Below are 19,572 nucleotides of genomic sequence, written 5' to 3'. Positions count from 1 at the left end.
CCCGTCAGCTCTTCCAGACGCCCTTACTGTCGACGAGCTCGCCCGTCGGAACCCCGGCTTCCTTGAACTCGCGGTGATCGACGAGCATCACATGGACCTTGGCCGTCACCTGCGCCTCTGCCAGCGAAACCAGCTGGATGCCCGAGAGCGCGGCGGGCAGGGCATCGATATTGGGCTCGACCGCTAGCACGCGACCCGGATAACGCGTCCCTAGTTCGCGGGTGATTTCGAGCGCCGGGCTTTCACGCAGGTCGTCGATGTCGGGTTTGAAGGCAAGTCCGTAGCAGGCGATCGCCGCGGTATCGCCAGCTGCGGTGATCGCCGCCTCTATCTTGTCGATGACCCAGCCCGGCTTGGCATCGTTGACTTCGCGGGCGGAGCGGATGAGTTTCGCCTCGTCGCGCGCGCCGGCGACGATGAACCAGGGATCGACTGCGATGCAATGGCCGCCCACGCCCGGGCCCGGCTGGAGGATGTTGACACGGGGATGGCGATTGGCGAGCGAGATCAGTTCCCAGACGTCGATGCCGAATTTGTCGCACACCATCGACAATTCGTTCGCGAAGGCGATGTTGACATCGCGGAAGCTGTTTTCGGCCAGCTTGGCAAGTTCGGCCGTGCGGACGTTGGTCTTTACGCACTCGCCGCGGACGAAAAGCTTGTACAGCGCGGTGGCGCGCTCGGAGCAGCGCGCGGTCATGCCGCCGACGACACGGTCGTTCCACACCAGCTCGTGCATCACGCGGCCGGGGAGTACGCGTTCGGGGCAATGGGCGACATTGATGTCTGCGTTTTCGCCCGCGTCTTGCGGGAAACGGAGGTCCGGTCGAGCTTCCGCAAGCCATGCCGCCATCTGCTCGGTCGCACCGACCGGGGAAGTGGATTCGAGAACGACAAGGTCGCCAGCCTTGAGGACGGGCGCGATCGCCCTCGACGCACTTTCGATATAGGCAAGGTCAGGCTGGTGATCGTCACCGGTAAAGGGCGTCGGCACTGCAATCAGGAATGCGTCGGCAGGTTCGGGCGTCGCGGTCGCGCGCAGCATGCCTTCCGACACGCATGACCGCACGACGATATCGAGATCGGGCTCGACGATATGTACCTCTCCGCGGTTGATCGCATTGACCGCATTCGGGTTGACGTCAACCCCGATCACCTTGCGCTTCAGCGACGCGAACATCGCTGCCGTGGGCAGGCCGATATACCCGAGACCAATGACCGAAATCGTTTCGAAAGCCATGAAATTGTCCTTGAATATTGATGACGTCAGGCGCGATCGAGACCGCGCAGAGCCTGCAAAATCCGTCCGGCTGCCTTTCCGTCGCCATAGGGATTGTGCGCACGCGACATGGCTGCATAGGCTTCCGCGTCGTCCAGCAGCAAGCTCGCTTCGGACAAGATCGCCTCCACATCGGTCCCGACGAGGCGAACGGTTCCGGCCTCGACCGCCTCGGGCCGTTCGGTGGTGTCGCGCATCACGAGTACCGGCTTGCCCAGCGACGGTGCCTCCTCCTGCACGCCGCCCGAATCGGTGATGATGATCGTCGAGCGATCCATCAGATAGACGAATGGCAAATAGTCTTGCGGGGCGAGCAGGTGGACGTTGGCAAGATTGCCGAGATTGGCTTCGACCGGCCCCTTCACGTTTGGATTGAGATGAACCGGATAGACAATCTCGACATCCTGGCGCTGTGCGAGGCGCGCCAGTGCAATGCAGATGCGTTCGAAACCGTCGCCGAAACTTTCGCGGCGGTGACCGGTGACCAGGATCATGCGCTTGGCCGGGTCGAGATTGAAGCGCTCGGCAAGTTCGCGCTCGCGTTCCGGCTGCGTTCGGATCAGTTCGACGGCGTGCTGCAACGAATCGATCACCGTATTGCCGGTGACCCAGATGCGGTCGTTTGGGACACCTTCGGCGCGGAGGTTCGCTGCCGCCTTTTCAGTCGGCGCAAAGTGGAGCGTCGCGACTGCGCCGGTAACCTTGCGGTTCACTTCCTCTGGCCATGGTGAATAGATGTTCCCTGTCCTGAGCCCAGCCTCGACATGGCCGACCGCGATCTGCTGATAATAGGCCGCAAGGCTCGCCGCTAATGTCGTCGTGGTGTCGCCATGAACCAGCACGACCTCGGGACGGAAAGCCTCAAGCACCGGACGCAATTCGAGCAGCACATTGCTGGTGATGTCGTACAGCCCCTGGCCCGGCCGCATGATGTCGAGATCATATTCCGGACGGATTGAGAAGAGCTCGAGCACCTGATCGAGCATCTGCCGATGCTGCGCCGTCACGCATACACGTGCGTCGATCGCCGGATCCGCCGCGAGGGCTTGGACGACAGGGGCCATCTTGATCGCCTCGGGACGGGTTCCAAAAACGATCAATATCTTTCTCGCGGCCATTAACTATTTCCCATGACGAAAAGTGGAAGGCGCTCCTATCGCCGTTGCGCCGCGAAGGCAAAGACCGGTTGTCGGCGCATGTCGCATTTGCCCCGGCCCTTCAACGAACGGTGCCGGTGACCCAATCGACCCACTGGCGGGCGAGCAGGGGCCGGTCGAATTCGCGTTGGCCGAGCGAGTGCGCCCGTTTGCCCATCGCCGGCAGCTCGGCCTTTGCCGCCGCCGCGCGTTCGAGCGCGTCGGCAAAGGCTTCGGGATCGTCGGGGGCGACAGCGAAACCGATATGATCGCGTTCGATCATGTCGGCGACCCAGCCGGGATAATTGCAGAGGACGGGCAGGCCCGCCGACAGATAGTCGAAGAATTTGTTGGGCGATGTTCCGTAGTAAAAGGCAGGCACATTGGCCAGAAGCTGAAGCCCGACGTCGGCTCCTGCCATGAACGACGCAAGCTTTTCCTTCGGAACCGGTGCGTGGAAAAGGACATTGTCCAGTCCCTCGCGACGCGCGCGTTCGACAAGCGCGTCTTTCTGCCCGCCTTGGCCGACCAGCAGGATCCTGATGTCGTCCCGCCCGCGGCGCCGAAGGACGGCCGCCGCGTCGAGCGCACTGTCGAGCGCGTTCGCCATACCGTGCGTGCCCGCGTAGATGGCGAGCAAGTGGGACGCGGCGATGCCCTCCGGACGTTCGGGCGCGTCAGTCGCGAAAATCTCAAGGTCGCAGCCGTTCGGGATCATCGCGATCCGTTCCTTGTCGACGCCGACGCGCGCAATCCCCTCGGCGATTCCAGGCGAGAGGCCGATCAGTCGGTCCGCCGACCTGTAGCTCGCCTTTTCGAGGATGGCGAGCGCCCGAAGCACGGCTGGATTGCGGATCGCTCCCATCGCCTTCGGCAATTCGGGCCACAGGTCGCGGACTTCGAACACGAAAGGTTTGCCGCGCAGCCAGCGGCCGATGATTCCCGGAACCCCGACGGTCAGCGGAGTGGTCGTGGCGAACAGGATGTCGTATCGCTCGGTCAGGACAAAGCCGATCGTGCGCAGCATGAAGCGCAGGAACAGCAATGACCGTCTAAGGAAGCCGGTGGCGTTCGAGTAGGGGAGGTTGCATTCGATGACGTCTATTCCGTCGACGATGCCGCGGCGGATGCCCCGCTGAAAATTGCCTGTCAGGCCAGTGGTGCCGCCCGAATAGCTGCCGCACAGCATCGTCACCTGATGACCTTCGGAAACCAGCGCGCGGGCCATCTGATATGAGCGGTTGCCCGCGGATCCCTTAGGCGTCGAAAAATGCTGGTGTAGATAGATTATCCTCATGCTGGCCACCTTAGCCGCGTAAGGATCGTCCCTGCGTCGGCCGCGGTCGCGATTAGCACGGGAACGTCGCGTTTTTCGCGATAGAAGAGCGATTCATGGCCCGCTACGATGCGTGGCGCGTCGCGGAAATCACCTTCGATCGTGATCGAGAGGCCGCCCGCCGCGACGCCGCCGGCGATGGGATGCCACTCGCCGGGCCGCAGGCGCCAGCGGATCGTCGCATCGTTGCTGAGTCCCGAGACTTCGTCGACCACCACCGCTTCGCCGGGCGCCAGGGTGATCATACGGCGATGCAGCGCGCCGTGTCGGTCGCGATACGCCGCACGGGCGACGGGGCGGCCTGCGGCATCTATTCCAGTTTCGGATTCCGACGCGTCGAGCCAGTCTCCGAGAAGGAAGCGGCCGAGCCGCGGCATCGGCTCGCGGCCGTCGAACTCGATGCTATTATGCCCCGCGATCCCGCCGAAATAGTCGATCCACGCATCGCCATCGTTGTAGCTGTAGGTGCCGCCGTCTCGCAGGATAGCCTCGCCATCGATCCAGAGGTCGACATGCATCACATCGTCCTGGCTTGGACGGTAGCGGAAGCGGGGGTAGCGCAGCAGAGCGACGGCGCCTTGCTGCCGCAGGACGGCATAGCCTCCCGCATCGAACAGTCGGTGCGCCGGTTCGGCCGCCACCTTGCCGGACGGCGTGTCGATGCCGAACCAGCGGGCGTGGCGGGCGACGTCGCCCCCGAAAGCGTCTGCATCTGCAAACAAGGTTAGCGCCAATGCGCAGGACGGGCGGAAATCGCGATAGGGTGTATCGGACATCGGCAGCAATTGTGCCCCGTCATTCGCGCCGAGGTTCGGGCCATCGCCATCCGGCGAGAAGATCATCGCGTGCAGCCACCCGGCGGCGCGGGTCGCACGATCGGTCAGCGACGCGCTGAACGGGGGCAGGTCGAGCGCGCGGCGCCACAGTTCGGCCATCGACAGCGTGTCAAGCATCATGCGGTGATAAGTCAGTGAATGCTGGCTGAAGCTGCCGTCGGGCGCGATCAACGCGAGGCAGCGTTCTTCCAGCGCCGCACGGCCCCTGCGGGCCCACCCTTCGGCGTGCGGATGACCCGACCGCGCCAGCCACGCCCCGCCGATGAACAGGGCCGCGGCCTCCGACGTCCCGTGATTATTGTCCTGCGCGCGCGCATAAGCCATCGTCGGGGCGATGCGCCGCAAATGCCAGTCGAGCCACCCAGCGAGCCGCGGCGTCGCGTCGCGATGCCCCAGCAACAGCGACACCATCGCGAGATGCATCACCCGGATGCCGGCTTCCTGCGCGCATTTCCAGTTGGGACCGCGATAGGGCGGGTTCTCGAACGTCCAGTTGTCAATCCAGCGATTGAGCCGGTCGAAATCGTCGCCCGACCCCTCGCGCGCGCGCTGGGCCATCGGCAGAGCCCAGCTGAAACGTGACAATTCCCATGCCAGTTTGATGTCACCGAAACGCGGATCGAAATCGCCGATGCGGAACCAGGGGCGGCCGCGATCCGGGAAATCTTCGCCCGTGAAAGGATTGACCAGCCAGGCGGGGGGGGCGTCGCCTAGCGGGAAGGGGTGGTGGCTGAACAGCAGACCTTCGTTCGTCCAGTCGTGCGGGGCGCCGAGGCCGGTCGGAGGAAGCGCCGGGGGCAGGAACATCGGACCGGTCGGCAATATGGTGCCCGAGGCCGGCTCGGCCGGATAGCGGCCAAGGCGAAGCTGCGCCCGATAGGACAGCACCCGCAGGATATTGCCGAAACCCAGCGCGCGCAGGGTTCTGAATCTGGTCGCAAGGCGGCTCATTGGCTGCGAAGCTGCTCCGCTGCCTCAATCGTGGCGCGTGCCACTTCGAAAATCTCTTCGGCGGCGATCGCCGGTGTGCCGGTGGAGAGCCCCGAAACGAAAGCCTTTGCGCAATCGGCCTGGCCTTTGTCCTGGCGGAACATGTTCATCGACCGGAAGCCGCGCCAGCCGAACCCCTTGAGCTTGCGGAAATTGTCGAGTTGCAGCACCTGGCCGGCGGCGAAGACCTCTATCCGCTCCTTTGGGAAACTTGCGGAGCCGTTTGCGAGATAATGGATCGTACCGAAAGACCCGTCAGCGAAACCGAGGGTGATTGCGGCCTTGTCCTCGGTCACCGCCAGTCCCCCGGAATCGCCGATCCGCTGCGCGCGCACCGACGTGATGGGCGCTCCGGCAAGGAAACGCATCAGGTCGATATGATGACATGCTTCGCCAATGATGCGGCCGCCGCCGACATTCGGATTCTGTGTCCAGTGGTCGGCGGGAATTGCACCGGCGTTCATCACCATCATGAAGCTTTTCGGCTCCGCCACGGTGGCGAGGAGTTGCTTCATCCGCACGACATGTGGCGCGAACCGGCGGTTGAAGCCAAGCATCAACTGGCGCGCCGCGCCGCGGTCCTGCGCTGCCCGATAGGCCGCCTCCACCGCATCGATTTCCTCGCGCGTGATGCCCAGTGGCTTTTCAACGAAGACATGTTTGCCCGCGTCGAGCGCGTCGATCGCAAAGCCCGCATGGGTATCGTGGCGAGTCGCAATGGCGACGACGTCGATCGCGGGGTCTGCGAGAACCGCGGCGCGATCGGTACTTGCCTGCTCGAAACCGTTCTTCGAACCGTGGAGCGCGCTCGATAAGCCGCCCGAACTGACGAGCGTTGCCATTATCGCACCCGCGCCGCGAAGCGCCGGGATCAGCATGCGCGAAGCGTAGTTTCCGGCACCGATCATAGCGAAGCGAGGGGCGCCGTCGACACGCGCTGCGGGTATGGTCGCTGCGGGAACGAAGCTGATGTTTCGGGCAAGCCGGCTTTCGTTTTCGCTGCGATATTCAAGGATCAGCCCGAGGCCCGACTTGTCGGTGGTCAGCACGTCGTAGGCGCCGGGCGCGTCTTCGAAGGCAAAACGGTGGCTGACGAGCGGCGCCGTATCGAGCGCCCCGCTGGCGAGCATATCGAGAACAGCCTCGAAATTGCGCTGTTCGGTCCAGCGCACGAATCCCAGCGGATAGTCGTTACCGCCTTCCTCATAGCCCGGGTCGTAACGGCCCGGGCCGTAGGAGCATGAGACCTGGAACGACAATTCTTTTTCATAAAAGTCGGCACGATTGAGGGTGAGCCCGGTCACCCCGACCAGGACGATCCGTCCGCGCTTGCGACACATGTTGGCCGCTTGCGACACGGGATCGCTGCTGTCGGTCGACGCGGTGATAATGACCGCATCCACTCCCGCGCCGCGGCTGAACGACAGACCTGCGGCGACGGGGTCGGCACCCCCGCCGGGATTGCAGGTCTCGGCGCCCAGCTCGCGAGCGATCGCGAGCTTGCTTTCGTCGAAGTCGATCGCGAGAACCCGGCAGCCAGCAGCGCGTAGCAGTTGCACGGTAAGGAGACCGAGCAGGCCCGCGCCCGTTACCACCACGGTTTCGCCGATGGTCGGCTGGACGAGGCGGATGCCTTGCAGGCCTATGCTGGCCACGACGGTGAACGCCGCCGCTTCGTCGTCGACTCCGTCGGGGATACGCGCGCACAATAAGCGGGGGACGCGGACGACATCGGCGTGCGGGCCGTTCGAAACGACGCGATCGCCAACGGTGAACTCGGTCACGCCCGCGCCGACATCGATCACCTCGCCAACGTTGCAATAGCCGAGCGGGATCGGCTGCTCGAGTTTCGAGCGCACCGCTTCATAGGTCGTCGCAAGGCCGTCGGTACGAACCTTGTCGAGAACCTGGCGGACACGTTCCGGCTGCTTGCGAACCTTCTGGAACAGCGATGCACGGCCGAAATCGACGAGCATTCGCTCGGTTCCGGACGAAATGAGACTGGTCGTGGTGCGGATCAGCACGGTGCCCCGCGTGACGGACGGCGCAGGCGCATCGACGATGCTCGTCTCGCCGCTGCTGAGGTTCTGTACGATCTGCTTCATGCTCGCTCACATTCGGTATTGGAAACGGGCGCATCTCGATGCGCGTCGATGTCGGGATCGACTGCGAAATCGCCGTCGATAAATTGCTGGCACCAGATTTCGAGGCACAACATCGAGAGGATGGTATAGGAGGCGTCGATTCGGCCGACGCGGTTCGCGTCGATCAACCGGGCGATCTCGTCGGCATCGAACAGGCCGCGCGCGGCGACTTTTGCCGGCGACAGCGCTTCGCGGACCAGCGGATCGAGCGGGCCCACGATCCACTGCCGCAGCGGAACGCCGAAGCCGGTCTTGGGCCGATAGATAACGTCGTCGGGAAGCAACCCTTCCATCGCCCTCTTGAACACCCATTTGCCGACGCGGCCGCGCTGCTTGATCGCGTCGGGCAGGCGCCCGGCGAGGCGAACCAGATCGAGGTCAATCAGCGGCACGCGAATTTCGATGCTTGCCGCCATCCCCATCTTGTCGGCATAATTGAGATTGTGGTCGGTCAGGAAATGTCGGCATTCGAGATAGAGCATCCGCTCGAGCGGCGACGCACCCGCGGGGATACGGGCGAGCGTCTCGCGCATCGGGGCGGCCATCGCGGCCGCGCCAAACCCACCACGGCGGTCGGCATGTAACAGACGCGCCGCATGGTCGGGGTCGATCCAGTAGAAATAGGATATAAGCCGTTCATCGGCATCGCTGTCGGCGTATTGAAACGCCTTGGCGACGCGGCGCGCGAACGGCCGGTCTTTAGGCAACAGGCTACTGCCCGCGCGCAAGCCGGCACGCGCAGCGCGGGGCAGCCAGCCCCAATAATTCTCCTGCGACAGCGCGAAGTGACGGCGATAGCCGGTGAAGATGTCGTCGCCGCCCGATCCCGACAACAAAACCGTCATGCCGTTCGCGCGGGCCAGCTCCGAAATCAGCAACGTGTTGAGCGCGGCGAGGTCGGCGGTGGGCTCATCAAGGAAATAGACCATCTCGCGCAGCCGGTCGCACATGTCGGTCCCCGCCTGGACAATGTGCAGATCGACCCCCAGATGGTCCGCTACGCGGCGTGCATAGCCGAGATCGTCGGCGAAGCCCTCGCTGCCGAGATCTCCGGTCGCAATCTCTATCGAGAAGCATTGCAACGCGCCAGGGCCATCGCGATGCCGCGAGGCGAAGGTGGCGATCGCCGAGGAATCGAGGCCGCCCGACAGAAAACTGCCGAGAGGCACATCGGCAACGAGCTGGCGCTTGACGGCCTCCTCGACCCCCGATCGCACCGCCGAGACGGCGTCATCCACCGAAGCAATGCGAGGGGCTTTGGGATCGGGTAATGAGGGATCGGCATAGGTTTCGATCCGCGGTTCGCGGCCGAGCTCGATTTCAAGAAATTCGCCCGGCAGCAGCTTGTCCACTCCGCCCATGATCGTTTGGCGTCCCGGTGACCATAGGAAACCGAGATGGTGCAGCGCGGCGCTGTTATTCAGCGTCGGTGTGACGTCGCCCGCGCGGACCAGCGCCTTGATTTCGCTGGCGAAGGCGATGCCGCCGTCGGCGGTGCGGGCAAGATAGATCGGTTTGACCCCCATCGGATCGCGGGCCAGCGTCAACCGGCTTTCCGCCCGATCCCAAATGGCGAGAGCGAATATTCCATTGAGGCGCGTCAGCGCCGCGCGCCCTTCGCGCTGGAACAGTCGCAGCACCACCTCGGTGTCGCTCGTCCCGGCGAAGCGTTCGCCCGCCGCCTCCAGTTCGCTCTTCAGTTCGCGATAGTTATAGACCTCGCCATTATAGACCATCACGTAGCGGCCGTCGGGGGAATGCATGGGCTGGGCGCCGGTTTGGGAAATATCGATGATCGAAAGGCGGCGATGGCCGAGCCATATCGCCGCCTCGCCGTCGAACCAGCGTCCTGCCTGATCGGGGCCGCGCCGGCGAATGGCGGCAAGCCCGCGTTCGGGGTGCCTGGTTTGACCCAGCACTCCATAAATCCCGCACAAGGCAGATTCTCCTGATTGATCCGGGGCGTGCCCTAGCGATCCTGCCCCTGCCGCGCAACCTCAGGCGCCTGAACTTGACGAAGAATTCGCCTTGAAGCATGCCCTGTCCATGCGGCACATCATCTTCGGGAATGGCGGACACGGCAGGGAAGTCGCGGACATGCTGCGGCGTAGGCTTGCAGCCAGCGAGACCATCTGTTTTGCGACCGACGGCGGCGGCGGCGCGATGTTCGACCTGCCCGTCCTCGATTCTGCCGAACTGGGGCCTGACGACACGATCTATATCGCGGTCGGAAGCGGCAGCGCGCGGGAAGAAATAGAGCGGCGACTGGTCACAATGGGGTGCCGTATCGGATCGATGATTGCGTCGACCGCGCTGGTCAGCCCGTTCGCGACGCTTGGCGAAGGGGCGCTGGTGAGCGATTTCACGATGATCAACGCGGCGGCAGTGGTCGGGCGGCAGTTCCAGTGCAACATGTACGCCTATGTCGCGCACGACTGTCGGATCGGCGATTTTGTGACTTTCGCGCCCGCAGCCTGCTGTAACGGCGGGGTGGAAATCGGGGATCATGCCTATATCGGGTCGGGCGCGTTGATCCGTCAGAATATCCGGATCGGGCGCGGGGCGACCGTTGGCATGGGCGCGGTGGTCGTCAGCGACGTTCCCGATTTTGCCACTGTCGTCGGCAATCCCGCCGGACCGATGCGGCCCAGCTGCTCGCATGGCTGACGGGTTTCAGGCGGCCGCCTTCAACCGGCGTGTGACGACGATGCAGGGCAGCACGATCGACAGCGCGGTATAGGTCACCGATGCGAGCTCCCCGCGGAAATAGTGAAGCATCGCTGCGACCATCACGGCGTAGAGGATCAGACCGAAATCATCATCGACATCGGCCTTGCGACGGCATTCGATCCGTCCGTAAAATGTGCCCGCGATCCACGCGACGAACAGCGCCCCGGCGATGCCGAAGTTCATATAGCCTTCGCCGAAGACCCCGGCTGGCAGCGTCGTTCCCGTTGCGCGCCATGCGTCAGGCCAAAATGCCTCGGTGAACGTCCCTGTCGAGGGCAGCGGCTTGTCCGGATAGAGCGAGCGCGGAATCAACAGCGTGATGCCCGCCCAATAGGTCGCGCCATATTGATATTGCAGCGGGATCGGCATGCCTTCGACGAGCACCGCCATCGTCTGCAACTGCATGAAGTTGCCGAAAAACTGCTGGTTCAGGAACTGGTAGAAGGTGTCCCAAAACTGCCCGCCGCTCGACAGCGACACGACGCGGCCAAGGACCAGATATTCTTGCTTGTAGATGTGGTAGGACATCAGCGCGCAATAGAGCGCGAATGTCGCGATCAGGATTTCGGGTAGGGTGAAGCGGCGAATCCGGACATGGAAGATGATGCCCACCGCGGCAATCAGGATGAACAGCGTGCTCTTCTGGCCCTGAAGCGCGAGGATGAGCAGCGCCACCATCAGAAAGCCGAGAAAAGAGACCTTTTCCGACAGAAGAGTCGGCCGCGTCATCAGGCGCAGCGACCAGACAATGATCGCAGAGGCGAGGGTGTTGAGGAACAGGAACAGCCCCTGGATGCCAGCGAAGGCGCGCGTCCGGTCCGACGCGCCCTCAAGCAGGCCGCCGATGCCGCCGACGAAGAACAGGATCAATCCGATGGTGCCGAGCCCGGCCCCGATCAGGATGAAGTTCAGGCGGTGGAATATGTGGTGCTGGATCGGCCGGATCGCTCCGGTGTACGGCTTTCGGACGGCGCGGCGATGCGCGACGACGAACGTTGCGGCGACCGCGGCATAAATGCCCATCACCTCCAGCGTCGTCTTCAGCTTGTTGAAAAACAGGAACGGCCAGATCTTGCTGAACCAGTCGTCATATTTGAGGAACGCGTAGGCGGGAACATAGACGCCGAGGAGCAGAATGATTAAGAACAATGGCTTGGGCGACAGCCAGTCGATACGGTTCATTTCTTCGCTCCGGTAAGCTCGATCATCAGCATGCCGCCCGCGGAGATTACGCTGCCAATCAAGGTCGCCACGACGGCGACCGAAACACCATAAGCTTGGTCCGCACAAGCGAAAACGCCTGCGATCGCACCGAGTTCGGCCAAGTTGACCCACATAGGCGGAGACAGGCGGTCGGACGCGAGCAGCACGCTTCCGCAGGTCGCCGCGATCGCCTTGAGGAACAGCGATGGCAGGAGCGCCAGTGCCGCCGAGGCTGCTGCCCAGTCCACTAGTCCCACCAAGGTCAGGATGAGCAGTGCCATTCCGATGAGCCACGCTCCCGACAGTGCGACCGCCACCGCGCGGAGCAAGGTTGCGCGCCGAATTGTCAGGCGGTCATCGCCGGATTCGGCGCGGGTGAGGTAAGGAATCGCCTGCTGGCAGACAACCGAAATCGGAAGCATGCCGAGCGACAAAAGCAGGGTTGCGATGCCGAAATAGCCGACATTGGATCTTAGCGCGATCTCGTCGCCCGTCCCGGCGTGGACGGCCGCAGCGACAGCGAAGCCCAACATCAGGATCGGCGCGCTATCGGCCGCCATTCGCGTAATCAGTCCGAGATTCACCGTCGTCGATCGTGCGATAAGCCGGAGAAAGCGGGTCGAGTGAAAGCGCCAGCCCGCGCTCGTCGGAAGGAAACGGCGGAATGACATGATCAGAAAGATCAGCAGAATCGTCTCTCCCGCGACGCGGCCCATGAGCCAGCTTTCGAGCGTCCCACCCAGCGCACCGGCGAGGTGCGCCATGCCGCTGAGCATCGCGCCGACGAGCACCGCGAAGGCTATAGTTCGCGTTGCGCCTATCGCCTGGCCGACCGCGCTCAGCAGGCGCACGGTGTTGACGAGCGCGAGAAGCAACGCTGCCGCGGCAAGCGAGAGGAAACCGATCGAAAAGGCTGGGTGGGCGACGTGCTGTAGCGGAACGGCGACGACGAGCGCGATCACAGCGCCCATGACCGGCAGCAATATGAGATTGCGAAACTGCGTGCCTGCGAGTTCGGGGTCGTGACGGGACGCGGCGAGTTCACGGATCGCGAGCCCGGGAGCCCCGAACCCGGCAATCAGCAGCATGACCGAAAAGCCGCTTTCAAAGGTCCGGATCTTGCCAATGAAAACCGGATCGAAGAAGATCGCGGCGACCGCTTGGCTGACGAGCACAGTGCCCTGAATCGAAACGATCAGGACGAGGAGAGCCGCATATTCGCTCTGCCACAGTGCCGGCAGTCGTTGCAGGAGATTGCGCACTATCGCCCCGTCACGTCGCTGATGACGCGGCGCAGTCGTTCGCGCCGGACGTTCATGCCGAAATTCGACACGATCCAGTTGTGCCGCGCGTGACGGGTCGCGCCGTCGGCCCGGTTCGCGGCGCAGGCCAGCATCGCATCGGCAATCGCGTCAACATCCTTCGGGTCGACTATTTGGGCGAGACCGCCGGTCACTTCGGGAACCGCCCCGCGGCTCGCGGCGACGACGTCGGCCCCGCAGGCCAAGGCTTCGCCGACCGCATGCCCGAAGCCCTCATAGAGCGTCGGTTGGACGTAGGCGATACATTCGCGAAAGGCGCGCAGCTTGTCTTCGGTGCTAATCATGCCCGGGAATTCTACCCGGTCGCCTACACCGAGCGCCTCCGCTTGCGCGGCGAGTGTCGCGGTATAATCGCCCCGCTTGCCGGCGATGATTAGCCGCGTTTCGGGGCGTTGGCGTGCAACCCTGGCGAAAGCCTCGATCGCCTGTGGCAGACCTTTCCGGACCGCATTCTCCCGACTTTGCAGCGATACGGTGAAGTAATAGTCGCCCGGAGACGCCGCATCGTCGACGATGCAGAGATCGGTGTCGATCGCCAGCGGAACCGAGACGGGATTGCGGACCTTCAGATTGTCGGTCACCTCATTGAATTCATATTGTGAAATGAACAGGTTGGCGTCAGCAAGGCGGAGCATCGACGACAATATCGTCCGCTGCCACGCCGGGCGATCCAGATAGCAGAGCCCTGGCAGTTCCTCGCGGCAGGTCGCATAATCGAAGGCCCCTGTCACGATCAGGGGACGGCGACGCAGCTTCGCGGGAGGGAGGAGGAAGGGGGCGTGCCCCCACCACCAGCCGTAATAGAGGTCGGCCGACCAGTCAATTCCTCTAGGCGTCCCGGCCAGAACGACCTCGTGCCCCAGCGAGCGGAGCAGTTCGATGTCGACCCGATAGAATTCGACTTTCTCGAACATTTCTCGCCAGTTGGCGTGCTGCGAAAGATTGGCGAAGAAGCAGATGCGCATGATCGTCGACCCTTACCGACCCCGAATCGGGGTCAGTCCGCCAGCATGTCGGCGAGCGTTTGCCGGATGTCGACCCGATCCCAGCTGCCGACAAGTTCATAAAGACGACTGGGATCGCCGGTGAGTTCGCGGATGTCCGAGCCGCGTATCAGCGCCGGATCGACCTCGATCGAGGGGCTGTGGCCGGTGATGTCACGCAGGATCGCGATCGTCCGTTCGAGCGAGAGCGAAGTTCCCGAACAGATGTTCACTGGCAGATTGTCGACTGGCGCATCGAGGAGGCGCGCATAGGCCTCGCACACGTCGCGCACGTCTGAAACATCACGCGCCACCGCGATGTTACCGAGCGTGAGTACCGGGTCACGGCGCGCAAAGGTGCGCGCTATCTTGGCATAGACGAACCGTTCGGACTGGCCGGGCCCGGTATAGTTGAACGGCCGCGTGACAATGATCGGCAACCGGTCACGATAGCGTAGCAAGGTCAATTCCATCGCCGCCTTGCTCACTGCATAATGATTGGCCGGATTGACCGGCGCGGTCTCGGCTATCGGCGAGTGGCGTGAGTTGCCGTACAGATTGGCACTGCTCGCGATTACGACCCTGTCGGGCGTGAGCTCTGCGGATTTGACGGCGAGCAGCAATGTTTCGGTGCCGATCACATTGACGCGGTAGAAATCGAGCGCATCGCCCTCGACATGGCTGAGTGCGGCGAGGTGGATGATATGCGTCGGCCGGACATCCTTTAGCCATGCCGCCATGCGGTCGTGGTCGCGAAGATCGGCGACCAGATTCCCCTCGACGCCGTCGACGTATTCCATGCCCAGCGCGAAGACTTCGCTGCCCTTGCGCTTCAGCCGTTCGATCAGGTGGCGCCCAGTAAACCCCGACGCGCCGGTCAGGACGACACGCATCCTAGAAACTCCGACCCTCGCCAACCCGTCGGATATCGGCCTCGACCATCAGGCGGCACAATTCGTCGAGCGAGGTCTTGGCCTGCCACCCGAGATCGTTACGGGCGAGCGCGGGATCGCCGATCAGCAGCTCGACCTCGGCGGGGCGGTAGAATTTCGGATTGACGCGGACGCGCGTCTCACCGCTCGCGGTATCGCGCGCGGTCTCCTCGATCCCGGATCCGGACCAGGCGAGTTCGATCCCCGCTGCGGCGAAGCTCATCGTCACGAAATCGCGCACGCTGGCCTTTCGGTTGGTCGCAAGCACATAGGTGCCCGGCGTAGGATGCTGGAGCATAGCCGCCATGCCTTCGACATAATCCTTGGCATAGCCCCAGTCACGTTCGGCATCGAGATTGCCGAGTTCGAGGCAGTCGAGCTTCCCAGCACTTATCCGGGCTGTCCCGTCGGTGATCTTGCGCGTCACGAATTCGAGCCCTCGAAGCGGCGATTCATGGTTGAACAGGATACCCGACGATCCGAATATCCCGAATGATTCCCGGTAGTTGATCGTTGTCCAGTGCGCGAATAGCTTCGCCACGCCATAGGGGCTGCGCGGATAAAAGGGCGTCGCTTCATTCTGCGGAATCGCCTGCACCTTGCCGAACATTTCCGAGGTCGATGCCTGATAGAAGCGCGTATTCGGCTTCACGATCCGGATCGCCTCAAGCAGATGGAGCGCACCGACACCGGTGATGTGGGCCGTCGTCGCTGGCTGGTCGAACGAAACGCCGACGAAGCTTTGAGCCGCAAGATTATAGAGTTCGTCCGGCTGGTATTTCGACACAAGTCGGATAGCTGACCCCTGATCGGTCAGGTCGAATTCGACAAGTTCGAAATTTTCGTGCTGCGCGATCCCTAATTCCTCGATGCGCCAGAAGTTCGTCGAGCTTGCCCGGCGGAACGTGCCAACGACCTTGTAACCGCGCTCAAGAAGCAATGCGGCCAGGTAGGCGCCATCCTGTCCGGTGATTCCAGTAATAATCGCTATCTTCATAAAAAATCATCATTTCCTGGATGGGAACGGGCATCGGCGCAGCGGCCATTAAAAGCGAAGCTGCCCGTTAACGCACAGGGTGGGCGAAGACAAGCGGTAGGCGGCGACAGGTCGCCATTGCGATTGCCTCGATCCCGTCACTTCGCTAACGCGCCGCGAGGGGGGCGTTCGACAACCACGATAGGGAAATCATTGCTTAATACGACCATCGCACCTTGGCCGAGTTTCACCAGCGAGGAAGCCGATCGCGTCAGGGACGTCCTGCTGTCGAACCGGGTCAATTACTGGACGGGCGAAGAAGGGCGGCATTTCGAGCGCGAGTTCGCTGACTGGTGTGGCGCGCGGCGTGGGGTTGCTGTCGCCAACGGCACGCTGGCGCTGGATCTTGCCCTTCGTGCGCTCGGCATCGGACCCGGGGACGAGGTGATTGTTACCCCCCGAACCTTCATCGCGTCCATCTCGTGCGTCGTCACGGCGGGCGCCATCCCGGTTTTCGCCGATGTCGATCGCGACAGTGGCAATATCTCCGCCGCGACGATCGCGCCGCGGATCACGCCGCGGACCAGGGCAATCATTCCCGTACATCTTGCCGGCTGGCCTGCTGACATGCCCGCCATTATGGACCTTGCCGAATCACACGGGATCGCGGTGATCGAGGATTGCGCGCAGGCGCATGGCGCTGCGATCCACGGCAAATCGGTCGGCACCTTCGGCCGTATTGGCGCCTGGTCCTTCTGCCAGGACAAGATCATGACGACCGGCGGCGAAGGCGGCATGGTGACGACTGATGACGAGGAATTGTGGAGCCTGATGTGGTCGTACAAGGATCATGGGAAGAACTGGTCCTCGGTCTATGAGAAGCAGCATTCGCCGGGGTTTCGGTGGGTGCATGACAGTTTCGGTACCAATTGGCGGATGCTCGAGATGCAGTCGGCGATCGGTCGCCTGCAACTGGGGCGGATGCCGCAATGGTCCGCGCGTCGCGGCGCGATCGGCGGAGCGATCGCTAACGCCCTCGCGCCCTTTGCCGATATCGTCCGGGTGCCGGTCCCCCCGGCCGGACATTCGCACGCCTATTACCGCCAATATGCCTATGTGAACGGGGCTGCGCTGGCGACCGGCTGGACCCGCGATCGCATCGTGCAGGAGGTCGTCGAAATGGGCGTTCCGCTGCTTCACGGCAGCTGCTCAGAAGTCTATCTGGAAAAGGCCTTCGACGATACCGGCCTGCGTCCGCTCCAAAGGTTGCCTGCTGCGCGGGAACTCGGCGAGACGAGCCTGATGTTCCTGACACATCCCACGATCACCGATGCTCAACTCGCGCGGATCCTCGAAGTGGTTACAACGGTGTTGGAGAAAGCGAAGCGGTAGAACGCAGCGCTGCGAAGTTCCTCAATCCGCCCGCAGGACGTTGCGGACGATCATGAAGCCTTCTGCCGCATCGACGCCGATTTCCGCGCCGCGCCAGCGCGCCAGTGCCGTGAGCGCTTCGGGTGATCGGGGCGCGGGTCCTTCTTGCTGCTGGCTTTCGTACTGCCGCCAGGCGGCGAGCTTTTTGTCAAGCATTGCGCCAATCTCGACATAATGATTGGGTGTGAAGGGCGGCGCGAGGCTCGCAGGCATCAAGTGGGTTTCGGTCGGGGTCTCGTACATGGCGACGAGAGCGATCTCCCGGCTCGCCGGGAGATAGGCGCGCGCCGCGACGAGCCCGGCATAGCAAAGCGCCCCATGATCCTGATGCAAGTCGTGGTAATAGGGCAGGTAGAGTTCGTGCGGCCGGACCTCGGCGATCACCGAGGCGACCGCGGCGTTGATGGCATGTGCCGGATGTTCGGACAGGCAGGACGCGGGCAATTCGCGGAAGACCAGTCTGGCGCCGCCGAGCGCGCTCATCGCGCGTGCGGCTTCGGCACGGATGGCATCCCACAATTCGGGTTTCCAGAGCGGGTGCGGCGCGTCGCCGTGGCCGGTCATGACGGCCACCGTCACCACTTCGCCAGCGGCGAGCTTTCGTGCGATCGTTCCGCCCATCCCCAGCGTTTCGTCGTCGGCATGCGGGGCGATGACGAGCGATCGGCGCACGTGGTCCGTCACGGGCGCCCCAATCGTTTCTGACCGATCGGCTTCTTCGCGCGCACCATTTCCAATTCCTCGATCACCAGGTCGCGCCCGTCGCCGCAGCGCACCACGGGACAATCGTCGACTGTCATGAAAATCTGTCCTGTTTGCGCGTGCCATTCGGGATGGTCGGCGACCCTTGCCCGCCAGATCTTCATGACGCCATCGTCGACGCGCGTAAAGGCACCGGGGTATGGGCGCGACACGGCGCGCACCTGCCTCCAGATTGTTTCGGCCGGCTGGTCCCACAGAATCAGTCCATCCTCGGGGCGGCGATGCGCGAGGTAGGTCGCGAGTTCATGATGTTGCGCGCGGGCCGGTCGTTCGCCCTCGGCGAGGCGCGGTACCAGCTCTTCCAACATCGACCGGAGCGCGTCCATCTGCATCGTCATCAGGTCGCCGAGATATTCTCGTCCCGACAGCGCGAACTCGCGTTGGGCGGCTATGTCGCCGCTGTCGACGCCATCGTCGATCCAGAACAGCGTGCCGCCGGTCGTCGAAACGTCGAGCAGGATCGTCCAGGCAAGGGCTGCCCGCCCGCGCATCAGTGGCAGCAACGTCGGATGATAGCCGATGACCCCGGTACGAGCCAAAGCCTGCAACGGCGCCTTGACCAGCCGCGACCAGCCGACCACGAAAATGATGTCGGGCGCGATCCCCGCAACTTCGGCAATTATGTCGTCAGCGTTTACGTCGGCGGCGCGAAGACACGGCGTTCCCGCCGCCGCCGCGGTAGGCGCGAGATCGACAAAGTCACTGTGGTTGGCGGCAAGCGTGTGGGGCAGGGTGATCAGCAGCGATGCCGGAGTACCCGCGGCGGCCAACGACTCCAGCGTGATCCTTGTGGATTCGACTGCGCCAATGACTACACTCTTCATCGCGGTTCGTCCCCGCCGAAAAAATCCGGAAACTTTGCCCGCGCTTCGGCGATCACCAGCTCGTCGCGCCGCTCTCCGCGCAGGATGGTGACGACGGTCATAAACAGGATTCGAACGTCCCCGGCGAGGCTCTGGTTCGCCGCATAGAGGCAGTCGATCGCAAATTTCTCGTCAGTGTCGAGCAGGGTGTTGCCCGAAATCTGGGCGAGACCGGTGAAGCCGGGCTTCACCGCAAGGCGGAGGTGGCCGAGCGGATGGATGTCAATCGATGAAGCGGGAAGTGGGCGCGGGCCGACGAGGGCGATGCGGCCCGACAGAATTTGGAAAAAGGCAGGGAGCTCGTCGACCCGGAAGCGCCGGATCGCGCGCCCGAAGGCGTCGAGCCGCTGCGAGTCGGGGAGGAGCGCACCCGACGCATCGCGCGCGTCGCTCATCGACCGGAACTTGGCGATGTGGAACGGCGCTCCATTCAGGCCGAGCCGTTCCTGACGAAACAGGATCGGGCGTCCGAGCCGGAGACCAACCCCGATGCCGGTGGCAATCGCGAGGGGTAGCAACAAGGGCGACACGAGCAGCACGAGAAGGGCGTCGCGAAAGGGCTGCATTGTGCTCCAGCGCTTGCCGGCGGTTATGACAGAAGCCGTCGGCGGCGTGGCGGTGGCCTCGATCCCCGGCTGTTGCATCATCC

At 63.3% G+C, this 19,572-nt stretch carries 16 protein-coding genes; 2 read left to right on the top strand and 14 right to left on the bottom strand.

Going from position 1 to position 19,572, the window contains the following annotated elements; all coding sequences use genetic code 11:
* Positions 1 to 4: 4 nt before the first annotated feature.
* The 6 genes from wecC to asnB form a co-directional block, all read right to left on the bottom strand.
* Entirely contained in the window at positions 5 to 1,240 is a 1,236-nt protein-coding gene (gene wecC / locus ATE64_RS08295; RefSeq protein WP_058454761.1) for a UDP-N-acetyl-D-mannosamine dehydrogenase, read from the bottom strand.
* 26 nt (positions 1,241 to 1,266) lie between these two features.
* A complete protein-coding gene (gene wecB / locus ATE64_RS08290) occupies positions 1,267 to 2,397 on the bottom strand; it encodes a UDP-N-acetylglucosamine 2-epimerase (non-hydrolyzing) (protein ID WP_058454760.1) in 1,131 nt (376 codons plus the stop codon).
* A 100-nt stretch (positions 2,398 to 2,497) separates the two neighbouring features.
* Positions 2,498 to 3,712, bottom strand: a complete 1,215-nt coding sequence (locus ATE64_RS08285) for a glycosyltransferase family 4 protein (protein ID WP_058454759.1) — start codon at positions 3,710 to 3,712, stop codon at positions 2,498 to 2,500.
* Positions 3,709 to 5,538, bottom strand: a complete 1,830-nt coding sequence (locus tag ATE64_RS08280; RefSeq protein ID WP_082657674.1) for a heparinase II/III family protein — start codon at positions 5,536 to 5,538, stop codon at positions 3,709 to 3,711. The genes ATE64_RS08285 and ATE64_RS08280 overlap by 4 nt, the downstream gene beginning before the upstream one ends.
* Complete coding sequence (locus ATE64_RS08275) at positions 5,535 to 7,682, bottom strand: bi-domain-containing oxidoreductase (protein WP_058454758.1); 2,148 nt, start codon at positions 7,680 to 7,682, stop codon at positions 5,535 to 5,537. Before ATE64_RS08275 ends, ATE64_RS08280 begins: the two co-directional genes overlap by 4 nt.
* A complete protein-coding gene (asnB, locus tag ATE64_RS08270) occupies positions 7,679 to 9,658 on the bottom strand; it encodes an asparagine synthase (glutamine-hydrolyzing) (RefSeq protein WP_269433204.1) in 1,980 nt (659 codons plus the stop codon). The genes ATE64_RS08275 and asnB overlap by 4 nt, the downstream gene beginning before the upstream one ends.
* Positions 9,659 to 9,767: 109 nt before the next feature.
* Between asnB and ATE64_RS08265 the strand changes: the two genes are divergently transcribed.
* Positions 9,768 to 10,388: an acetyltransferase gene (locus ATE64_RS08265; RefSeq protein ID WP_058454757.1), complete on the top strand. Its 621-nt coding sequence runs from the start codon at positions 9,768 to 9,770 to the stop codon at positions 10,386 to 10,388.
* A gap of 6 nt (positions 10,389 to 10,394) precedes the next feature.
* Here the strand turns inward: ATE64_RS08265 and ATE64_RS08260 are convergent, their stop codons facing one another.
* From ATE64_RS08260 to gmd, 5 genes are read right to left on the bottom strand one after another with little or no spacing between them, the layout of a single operon-like run.
* Positions 10,395 to 11,633 carry an O-antigen polymerase gene (locus ATE64_RS08260; RefSeq protein WP_058454756.1) on the bottom strand — a complete coding sequence of 413 codons (1,239 nt, stop codon included), beginning with the start codon at positions 11,631 to 11,633 and terminating at the stop codon, positions 10,395 to 10,397.
* Positions 11,630 to 12,916 carry a hypothetical protein gene (locus ATE64_RS08255; protein WP_058454755.1) on the bottom strand — a complete coding sequence of 429 codons (1,287 nt, stop codon included), beginning with the start codon at positions 12,914 to 12,916 and terminating at the stop codon, positions 11,630 to 11,632. The genes ATE64_RS08260 and ATE64_RS08255 overlap by 4 nt, the downstream gene beginning before the upstream one ends.
* The gene (locus tag ATE64_RS08250) at positions 12,916 to 13,941 is read right to left on the bottom strand and encodes a glycosyltransferase (RefSeq protein WP_197410125.1); all 1,026 of its coding nucleotides are present in this window, start codon (positions 13,939 to 13,941) and stop codon (positions 12,916 to 12,918) included. Before ATE64_RS08250 ends, ATE64_RS08255 begins: the two co-directional genes overlap by 1 nt.
* Positions 13,942 to 13,973: 32 nt before the next feature.
* Positions 13,974 to 14,852 (bottom strand): GDP-mannose 4,6-dehydratase, encoded by an 879-nt coding sequence (locus ATE64_RS08245; protein WP_058454754.1) that lies wholly within the window; start codon positions 14,850 to 14,852, stop codon positions 13,974 to 13,976.
* Between the two features lies 1 nt (position 14,853).
* Entirely contained in the window at positions 14,854 to 15,888 is a 1,035-nt protein-coding gene (gene gmd / locus ATE64_RS08240) for a GDP-mannose 4,6-dehydratase (protein WP_058454753.1), read from the bottom strand.
* A 192-nt stretch (positions 15,889 to 16,080) separates the two neighbouring features.
* On the opposite strand from gmd, the gene ATE64_RS08235 reads away from it, so the two are divergent.
* Positions 16,081 to 17,259, top strand: a complete 1,179-nt coding sequence (locus ATE64_RS08235) for a DegT/DnrJ/EryC1/StrS aminotransferase family protein (RefSeq protein ID WP_058454752.1) — start codon at positions 16,081 to 16,083, stop codon at positions 17,257 to 17,259.
* 21 nt (positions 17,260 to 17,280) lie between these two features.
* On the opposite strand, the gene ATE64_RS08230 is transcribed toward ATE64_RS08235, so the two are convergent.
* From ATE64_RS08230 to ATE64_RS08220, 3 genes are read right to left on the bottom strand one after another with little or no spacing between them, the layout of a single operon-like run.
* A complete protein-coding gene (locus ATE64_RS08230) occupies positions 17,281 to 17,982 on the bottom strand; it encodes a PIG-L deacetylase family protein (RefSeq protein WP_058454751.1) in 702 nt (233 codons plus the stop codon).
* The gene (locus ATE64_RS08225; RefSeq protein ID WP_058800292.1) at positions 17,979 to 18,884 is read right to left on the bottom strand and encodes a formyltransferase family protein; all 906 of its coding nucleotides are present in this window, start codon (positions 18,882 to 18,884) and stop codon (positions 17,979 to 17,981) included. Before ATE64_RS08225 ends, ATE64_RS08230 begins: the two co-directional genes overlap by 4 nt.
* Positions 18,881 to 19,570: a sugar transferase gene (locus ATE64_RS08220; protein WP_058454749.1), complete on the bottom strand. Its 690-nt coding sequence runs from the start codon at positions 19,568 to 19,570 to the stop codon at positions 18,881 to 18,883. Before ATE64_RS08220 ends, ATE64_RS08225 begins: the two co-directional genes overlap by 4 nt.
* Positions 19,571 to 19,572: the final 2 nt, after the last annotated feature.

It is taken from the genome of Sphingopyxis sp. H073 (assembly GCF_001468395.1).
In the GTDB taxonomy this organism is placed as follows: Bacteria; Pseudomonadota; Alphaproteobacteria; order Sphingomonadales; family Sphingomonadaceae; genus Sphingopyxis.
The sequence above is the reverse complement of the archived record's forward strand: the minus strand, read 5'-3'. Positions and strand labels throughout refer to the sequence as shown.